The following is a 6,200-nucleotide window of genomic DNA, read 5'->3' as shown; positions in this document are numbered from 1 at the left end:
CGAAGGCACCGTCCGCGGACGTCACCCGGCGGCCCACCAGACTGGGGCCGGTCAGGCTCTGCGGGGAGCGGCCGCCGTGCAGCCGCAGATGGGAGGGGCGGGCGGTGAGGGAGACCCAGTCGGGAGCCGCGGGGCGCCGCAGTGTGGACCACTGCGGCCCGAGCACCGGCCGGTCGAAGCCGTCCGCCTCACCGGCCTCCGTCCGCGTCACCTCGTTGTCGTCGACGGGCCGGTCCGGAGCGGGAACCTCCAGGGCGGGCAGGCCGGTGGGGACGCGCGGCCATCCGTCGTCGGTCCAGACGACGGGCGCCAGCGCGGTCTCACGGCCGAGCACGCACGGCCCCTGGCGGCCCTCGGGCCGCGCGACGAGGTACGCCAGGTACCACAGGCCCTTCCCCGCGTCGACGAGACTGCCGTGCCCGGCCTTCTGCAGGGCCAGCTCCGGATGGTGACGGGCAGTGACCAGAGCTCCGTGCGGGTCGCGTTCGTACGGACCGGCCAGCGTGCGGGAGCGGGCGACGGTGACCTGGTGGTCGTAGCCCGTGCCGCCGTCCGCGGTCAGCAGGTAGTACCAGCCGGCATGCCGGTAGAGGTTGGGGCCCTCGATCCAGCCGGCCTGCGGCGGCAGCGCGATACGCACCGGGTCACCGACCAGACGGCGCGCGGACCGGTCATAGCGGGTCGCCTCCAGACCGGCCGAGCCACCGTGCCCCGGACGCCAGTCGTGCACCAGGTTCAGCAGCCAGCTGTCGGGACCGTCGTGGAAGAGGGACGCGTCGAAGCCCCGCGCGTGCAGCGGTACGGGATCGGACCAGGGGCCGTGGACCGACGGCGCCGTGGTGAGGTGGTTGGGACAGTCGGTGAAGCCTCCCGCATAGGTGGAGACGTTGCTGTAGACCAGGTGGAACAGCCCGTCCGCGTAGGAGAGGTTCGGCGCCCACACTCCGCCGGAATCCGGGCAGCCGGTGAGATCGAGCAGACGTGCGGTGTCCAGGGCGCCGCCCAACGGCCGCCACCGCACCAGGTCACGGGAGTGGTGCAGCCGTACACCGGGGTGCCACTCGAACGTCGAGGTCGCCAGGTAGAAGTCGTCACCCACACGCAGCGCGGACGGATCCGGGTGCGAGCCCGGCAGGACCGGATTGCGGATGATCTGGGCAGCTGGTTGCCACATGCGCCTCGTGTGCCTCTCGAACCCTGGACGACCGCACTGTAAAGACATGGACCGTAATGTCGAACACGCTTGCGTTCAAGTGGGGGAGTTGTCCACAGAGCGGGGCGTCCGCGGGGCGCGGCGGCGATGATGGACCGATGGTGGAAGATCTGATCCGGCCCACCCGCGGTGGGCGTCCGGCCGGTCGCCCGGCGCCCGCGGTGCTGCCGTCGGCGCTGCGCGCGTCGCTCGGGCTGGTCGCGGCCCTCGCCGCGCTGGTGGTCCTCGTACTCGGGGTCCTGTACGCCGGCGACACCGGGCCCGGCGCGGTGGACGCGTGGATCCAGTCGGCGGTGGACGGCGCGGGGCCGCCGTGGCGGCATGTCGCTCTGGCTGTCGACTTCCTGGGGGAGCCCCTGGGGGCGGCGGTGCTGACAGGGGCCGTCGTGACGGGCTGTCTGCTGGTCCGGTGGCCTCGCGCGGCGGTGCTCGCCGTGGCCGGCCCAGGACTGACCGTGGGGACGACGATGTTGCTCAAGCCGTTGGTGGGGCGGACCATCCACGGTGACGACAACCTGTCCTACCCGAGCGGGCACACCGCCTTCCTCACCGCGTTCGTCCTCGTGGTGGCGCTGCTCGTGGCCGGCCGGCGCGGCCTCGGCGGGGCGGCCGGCACGTCACTCGTGCTCGGCGCGGCGCTGGTCGCCGGTGCCGCCATGGGATGGGCGCAGGTCGTCCTGGGCGCGCACTACCCGACCGACGCCCTCGGCGGCTGGTGCACCGCGCTGGCGGTGACACCGGCGACCGCGTGGCTGGTCGACGCCGGCCGGCCGAGGCACCGCTGACGCCACGTCAGACGAAGCGGCGGAACACCGGCTTCACCGGTCGCCCGCCCAGCCACGGGGTGGGATCCCCGGCGTCCAGCGCCTTCCGGTACACCGCACACGCCTGGGCCACCACGTCGACGGTGTGCTCGATGTCGGCGTCGTCGAGCGCACCGCTCACCACGAACGACGGAGCCAGCACCCCGCCCGCGAGGAGCCGGCGCAGGAACAGCGTGCGGTACTCCTGCGACGGCCGGCCCTTCTCGTCGAGGGTGGCGAAGACCAGGTTGCTGGCCCGGCCCCGGACGACGACGTGGTCGCCGACGCCCATGCCGGCCGCGGCCTCGCGCACACCGGCGGCCAGCTTCTCGCCGAGCGCGTGCAGCCGCGCGGTGACGCCCTCCTCGGCGTAGACGGTCTGCACGGCCATCGCGGCGGCCAGCGCGTGCGTCTCCGCGCCGTGCGTGGTGGACAGCAGGAACACCCGCTCGCCGGAGTGACGCAGCCCGCCCCGCTCCATCAGCTCGCGCCGCCCGGCCAGCGCCGAGACGGCGAACCCGTTGCCCAGCGCCTTGCCGAACGTGGAGAGGTCGGGGACGACGCCGTACAGGCCCTGGGCGCCCGCCTCGGACCAGCGGAAGCCGGTGATCATCTCGTCGAATACCAGCACGCAGCCGTGCCGGTCGGCCAGTTCGCGCAGGCCCTCGAGGTACCCGGGCGGCGGTTCGGTGTGGCCGGCGGGTTCGAGGATCAGGCAGGCGATCTCGTCCCGGTACCGGGTGAGCAGTTCCTCCGTGGCGGTCAGGTCGCCGTAGGGGAACGCCACGGTGAGTTCGGTGGTCGCCGCCGGAATGCCGGCCGGCATCGGTGTGGTGCCGATGAACCAGTCGTCGACGGAGAAGAACGGGTGGTCGGCGCAGACGGCCACCCGCGGGCGGCCGGTGGCGGCGCGGGCTAGGCGCACCGCGGCGGTGGTGGCGTCGGAGCCGTTCTTCGCGAACTTCACCATCTCGGCGGTCGGCACCGTGGCCAGGAAGCGTTCCGCGGCCTCGACCTCCAGGACGGACGGCCGGACGAAGTTGCTGCCGCGGTCGAGTTCCCGCCGCACCGCCTCGACCACGCGCGGGTGGGCGTGACCGAGGCTGACCGACCGCAGGCCGGAGCCGTACTCGACGTAGCGGTTGCCGTCGACGTCCCACACGTGGGCGCCGCGGCCGTGGCTGATGACCGGGGCCAGGTTCTCGGGGTACTGGTCGTCGCCCTTGGCGTAGGTGTGCGCGCCGCCGGGGATCATGGCGTGCAGCCGCTCGTTCGCCGTCCGCGACCGGGGCAGTTCGAACTCTTCGGTGTCCACGGCGACCTCAGCTCTCTCTGTGCTTCAGGACCTCGGCCAGGCTCGGCGCCTCCCGGTCCCGCCGGGACATCGAGGTGACCGGCAGCGGCCAGGGGATGGCGAGTTCCGGGTCGTCGAAGGCGATCGTCACGTCCTCGGCCGGGTCGTGCGGGCGGTCGATCCGGTACGAGGTGTCGGCGGTGTCGGTCAGCGCCTGGAAGCCGTGCGCGCACCCCGCCGGGATGTACAGGGTCGTCTGTGTCTCGCCGGACAGCTCGAAGGAGGCCCGGCCCAGGTAGGTCGGCGAGCCCGGCCGCAGGTCCACGACGACGTCGTGGATCCTCCCGTACGAGCACCGCACGAGCTTGGCCTCGCCGGCGCCGGAGCGCAGGTGCAGGCCGCGCAGCACGCCCCGGACCGAGCGGGACAGGCTGTCCTGGACGAAGGCGTCCGGGTCGAGGCCCACCGAGCGGACCACGTCGGCGTCGAAGGTGCGGCAGAAGAAGCCGCGTTCGTCGGCGTACGGCGTCGGCTCGAACAGGTACGCCCCGGTGATCTCCGGGACTTCGGTCGCTTTCATGGAGCCTCTCTCGGAGTGCGGGCGTGGTCGGCCGCCGGGAACAGGGCCGCGGTCAGGGCGGCGAACTGGCGCTCGACGCGCCGGTCGGCGTCCAGGTTCCGCTCGGTGAGGGTCCGCCGCAGCTCCGCCGACCGCCGCTCCAGCTCGCGGAACTGTTCGAGCAGCCGGTCGGCGTCGGTCTCGCGGGCCGGGTGGCAGTACGCGCCGAGGCCCATCCGGGCCATGAGCGTGTCGCTCTTCGCCGAGTAGCTGAGCGCGAGGGTCGGTGTGCCGGTCTTCAGCGCGCAGACCAGGTTGTGGTACCGGGTCGCCACCACGGTGTCGGCGGCCGACATCTCCTTCATCAGGTCGGCCAGCGAGGCCGTCTCGGCGACGGTGACCAGCGGCGAGTCCACCGCGTCGAGGACCGCGTCGGCCACCGGCCGGTCGAGCTCGTCGCCGGTGAGCAGCCGGACCGGCCTGCCGTCCTCGACCAGCGCGCGGACGAACCGGGTCGTCCCGTCGAGGTAGCGCCGGTGGATCTCCTCCGCCCGGGCGCGCTCGTCGTTGCTCCCGTGGAAGTCCATGACGCCGACGCAGACCAGGCCCGGCGGGCCGGAGGGCGCGCTCGACGGCGGCGCGGGCAGGGCGAACACGAGGTCCTCGTAGACCTCGTCGCGCGTGGTGTCCACGCCCATCGCCCGCATCGCGTCGCGGGACATGGTGTCCCGGTACGACCGGTACGCGGCCAGCCGTGCCGACCAGCGGGTCAGGGTCCGGGTCGGCCGGTTGCCGATCGTGCCGGCGCCGACGCTGACCAGCGCGACCCGGGTGCGCAGCAGCCGGCCGGTCGCGCAGAGCAGGAACAGCGAGTACGGGAAGCCCCACGGCCGCAGCGGCAGCGTGGTCTCCAGGACGCCCGTGCCCGGCACGATCACCACGTCGTGCCGGCGCGCCCAGGCGGCGGTGCGGACGACGTCGACGAGTTTGCCCAGCCCCTTGGCCGCGATCGCGCCCGCACGGGACGCGGTCCGGTACTCCCCGCGGTACCAGTTCAGCCGCGTCGCGGGGATCCCGTACCGGGCCGTGACGGCCTCGGGTCCGCCGCACAGCGCGTCCACGACCGCCTCCGGGTGCTCGGCGCGGAGGTACCCGAGTACGGCCTCGAGCGACCCGTCGTTGCCGACGTTGCCGGCGCCGAGCAGGCCGAACACCCCTATGCGCGGGGACTTCACGCCTGCCTCCCTTCACGGCCGGCGACGAGGGCGTCGACGGAGACGGTGAGCCGGCCCGGGTCGACCGGGGCGCGGTCCTCGACCCGCTCGCCGGCGCCCGGCCGGGCCCTGCTGGTCATCCACGCGGCCAGGTGGCGGTAGCAGGCGCGCCGGTCGGCGGGGGACAGCGGCGCCCGCCGGACCGCCGCGACGAAGCCCCAGACGTACTCGGCGAGCAGCCGGGGCGTCGGGTGCAGCGGGCCCGCCCGGCGCGGGTCCAGGTTGACGCACCGGGAGCGCTTGGAGGGGTTCGCCCGCTCGGCGCGGGTGGGGTGGTCGCGGCGGAAGTACAGCAGCTCCGGTACCTGGTGGAACGGCCCGTGCAGGGTGATCTCGGCGACGAACACGCGGTCCGCGTGGTGGTAGCTGTCGTGCGGCTTCACCCGGCGCAGCATGTCGGCCCGCATCACCCCGTAGAAGTCGTCGCCACCGGGCTCGAACAGCAGGCTGCGGAAGCGCTCCGGCGCGTACGGCGAGTCGGTGGCGAGCGAGTACTCGTAGGGGACCTTCACCCGGCCCTCGCCGTCGATGACCGCCTGGCCGCTGTGCGCGAGGACGACGTCCGGCCGTTCGTCCAGCGCCTCGACGCAGGCCCGCAGCAGGTCACGGGCGTACAGGTCGTCGTGCGAGGCCCACTTGAACAGTTCGCCGCGGCACTCGGTGAACACGTGGTTGTGGTTCGGCGCGGCGCCGATGTTCCGGGGCAGCCGTATGTACCGGATGCGGGAGTCCCGCGCGGCGTACTTCCGGCAGATGTCCTGGGTCCCGTCCGTCGAGGCGTTGTCGGAGACGACCAGCTCGAAGTCCTCGTAGGTCTGGCCGAGCAGGGCGTCGAACGCCTCGGCGAGGTACTCCTCGCCGTTGTACACGGGCAGGCCGATGCTCAGCCGGGGATGGGCGGTCACGGTGTCCTCACTTCGGGGATGGGGTGGGGGTGTCTGATGGATCTCCGCGGGGAAGGAGCGGCGTCCGGTGCGTGCTCTGGGGGTCCCCCCGGCCGCAGGCTGGGGGAGTGCCGGCCGGAAGCCCTCGTACTGGACGTACTTGGGCTTTCGGC

6 protein-coding genes are annotated in these 6,200 nt (G+C 73.4%); 1 reads left to right on the top strand and 5 read right to left on the bottom strand.

Going from position 1 to position 6,200, the window contains the following annotated elements; all coding sequences use genetic code 11:
• The coding region (locus ACFV5H_RS08490; protein WP_385193599.1) for a family 43 glycosylhydrolase at nucleotides 1-1,174 on the bottom strand (1,174 nt) is incomplete at its 3' end.
• 137 nt (nucleotides 1,175-1,311) lie between these two features.
• Between ACFV5H_RS08490 and ACFV5H_RS08485 the strand changes: the two genes are divergently transcribed.
• Complete coding sequence (locus ACFV5H_RS08485; protein WP_385193596.1) at nucleotides 1,312-1,998, top strand: phosphatase PAP2 family protein; 687 nt, start codon at nucleotides 1,312-1,314, stop codon at nucleotides 1,996-1,998.
• Between the two features lie 7 nt (nucleotides 1,999-2,005).
• Here ACFV5H_RS08485 and ACFV5H_RS08480 read toward each other — a convergent pair whose 3' ends face one another.
• Genes ACFV5H_RS08480 through ACFV5H_RS08465 form a run of 4 tightly spaced genes read right to left on the bottom strand, consistent with a single transcriptional unit; the run spans nucleotide 2,006 to nucleotide 6,048 of the window.
• Nucleotides 2,006-3,331: a glutamate-1-semialdehyde 2,1-aminomutase gene (locus ACFV5H_RS08480; protein ID WP_385193593.1), complete on the bottom strand. Its 1,326-nt coding sequence runs from the start codon at nucleotides 3,329-3,331 to the stop codon at nucleotides 2,006-2,008.
• A 7-nt stretch (nucleotides 3,332-3,338) separates the two neighbouring features.
• Nucleotides 3,339-3,890, bottom strand: coding sequence for a dTDP-4-dehydrorhamnose 3,5-epimerase family protein (locus ACFV5H_RS08475; protein ID WP_385193590.1), 552 nt, complete (start codon nucleotides 3,888-3,890; stop codon nucleotides 3,339-3,341).
• A complete protein-coding gene (locus tag ACFV5H_RS08470) occupies nucleotides 3,887-5,104 on the bottom strand; it encodes a polysaccharide pyruvyl transferase family protein (RefSeq protein ID WP_385193587.1) in 1,218 nt (405 codons plus the stop codon). The genes ACFV5H_RS08475 and ACFV5H_RS08470 overlap by 4 nt, the downstream gene beginning before the upstream one ends.
• Entirely contained in the window at nucleotides 5,101-6,048 is a 948-nt protein-coding gene (locus tag ACFV5H_RS08465; protein ID WP_385193584.1) for a glycosyltransferase family 2 protein, read from the bottom strand. The genes ACFV5H_RS08470 and ACFV5H_RS08465 overlap by 4 nt, the downstream gene beginning before the upstream one ends.
• Nucleotides 6,049-6,200 lie beyond the last annotated feature (152 nt).

The sequence above is a fragment of the Streptomyces sp. NPDC059787 genome (assembly GCF_042732315.1).
GTDB lineage: Bacteria > Actinomycetota > Actinomycetes > Streptomycetales > Streptomycetaceae > Streptomyces > Streptomyces atrovirens.
The sequence above is the reverse complement of the archived record's forward strand: the minus strand, read 5'-3'. Positions and strand labels throughout refer to the sequence as shown.

Excerpts from the sequence above, each read along its gene's own strand:
- ACFV5H_RS08485 (WP_385193596.1), top strand. The coding sequence starts at position 1,312 with ATGGTGGAAGATCTGATCCGGCCCACCCGCGGTGGGCGTCCGGCCGGT.
- ACFV5H_RS08475 (WP_385193590.1), bottom strand. The coding sequence starts at position 3,890 with ATGAAAGCGACCGAAGTCCCGGAGATCACCGGGGCGTACCTGTTCGAG.